2 protein-coding genes are annotated in these 1,364 nt (G+C 64.5%); both read left to right on the forward strand.

Features of this window, described 5'->3' with window-relative positions; genetic code table 11:
• Nucleotides 1-1,001 (forward strand): ABC transporter substrate-binding protein (locus tag H8A95_RS43060; RefSeq protein ID WP_229188453.1); only part of this gene is annotated, 1,001 nt, incomplete at its 5' end.
• Nucleotides 1,002-1,034: 33 nt separating this feature from the next.
• The coding region (locus H8A95_RS43065; RefSeq protein ID WP_229188454.1) for an OsmC family protein at nucleotides 1,035-1,364 on the forward strand (330 nt) is incomplete at its 3' end.

Raw genomic sequence — 1,364 nt, forward strand, 5'->3', positions numbered from 1 at the left:
CCGCGGCGGGTGCAGGTGGATCGCTGCGCGCGAATGCCGCCGATGCGGTACCGCCGCAGCTGACCGTCGCGGTGATCGGCGACGGCCGCACCGGCGTCTGGGCCTCGCTGCGCGCAGGCGCGGGCGGCCGCAATCTCGAACACGAGCTCGGCACCAAGATCGTCTGGCAACCCGGATTTACGGCGTCGCTTCCGGTGATGGAGGCGATCAAGGCCGGCTCCGTCGACTTCACCTTCGCAACCGCGACCGCGGTCGTGAACGCCGTTCCGGCGCGCGTTCCGATCGTGCCGCTCGCAGCCTATCCGCTGCCGGTCGACGAGGTCGATTTCCTGGTGCAGGCCAATTCGTCGATCAAGACCGCGGCCGATCTGAAAGGCAAGAAGATCGCCCATCAGAACGGCACGACGGGCACCTACAGCCTGATCAAATATCTGGACACCGCTGGCCTGCGATTATCTGACGTCGCAGCCGTCAGCCTGAGCGGAGCAGATGCGTTCACGGCATTTGCGCAAGGCAGCATCGACGGCTGGATTCACTGGCAACCGGCTACCGCGCTGGCGCTGACGAAGCTCGGTGGCAAGGCCCGCCTCCTCCCTGATGTAAAGACCTATGACTACGCGTTCTACGTCGCGCGCAGTGACGTCGCGGTGAAGTATCCGCAGCTCTTCGCCAAATTCGTGAAGATCATCCGGGAGACCCAGGCCTATATCTTCGCGCATCCGGCCGAGTCGGTCGCGCTCTGGGCCTCGCAAGGCGGCTTTCCGCCGAACGGAACCGAGCAGGCCGTCTACGAAAAGCTTGTGCGCGATGCCAGGCTGTCCGAGTCGACTGCGGTCGCGCTGAAGCCGATCGATGAGGCGGCGGCAGCGTCGACCCAGGATCTCGCCGACAACTTCCACGCGCTCGGCGTGCTCCCGAACAAGGTCGACGTCCGATCTTTCCTGCTCGGCACGCAGTTCGATGCTGCAAAGAAGGCCGTCGCGCTGGAGCTCGGCGCATAGGCCCGCGCCTGAACCAACAACAGAGAGATCATCATGAACGCTCCAGCCGGCGAAACGGTGTCGATCACCTCCGCTACGATCGGCCAGTTCGGCCGCTATTGGCTCAGCGCGGGTAAGAACCATTTCATCTCGGACCAGCGTGTGGCCGTCGGCGGCCCGGGCGAGGCGATCAACGCCGGCGAATTGCTGCTGTCGTCACTCGGCAGCTGCTCGCTCGGCCTGATCCAGAAGACGGCGAAAGAACGAGGGATTGTTCTGCGTGAGGCGGGATCCGAAGTGTCGTTCCGGCGTCACGCTACAGATCCGACGCAGTACGAATGGATTCGTATCGCCGTGCGCCTGTCTGGCGTGACGGCAGGCGAG

Origin of the sequence: Bradyrhizobium oropedii, assembly GCF_020889685.1 — a bacterium.
In the GTDB taxonomy this organism is placed as follows: domain Bacteria; phylum Pseudomonadota; class Alphaproteobacteria; order Rhizobiales; family Xanthobacteraceae; genus Bradyrhizobium; species Bradyrhizobium oropedii.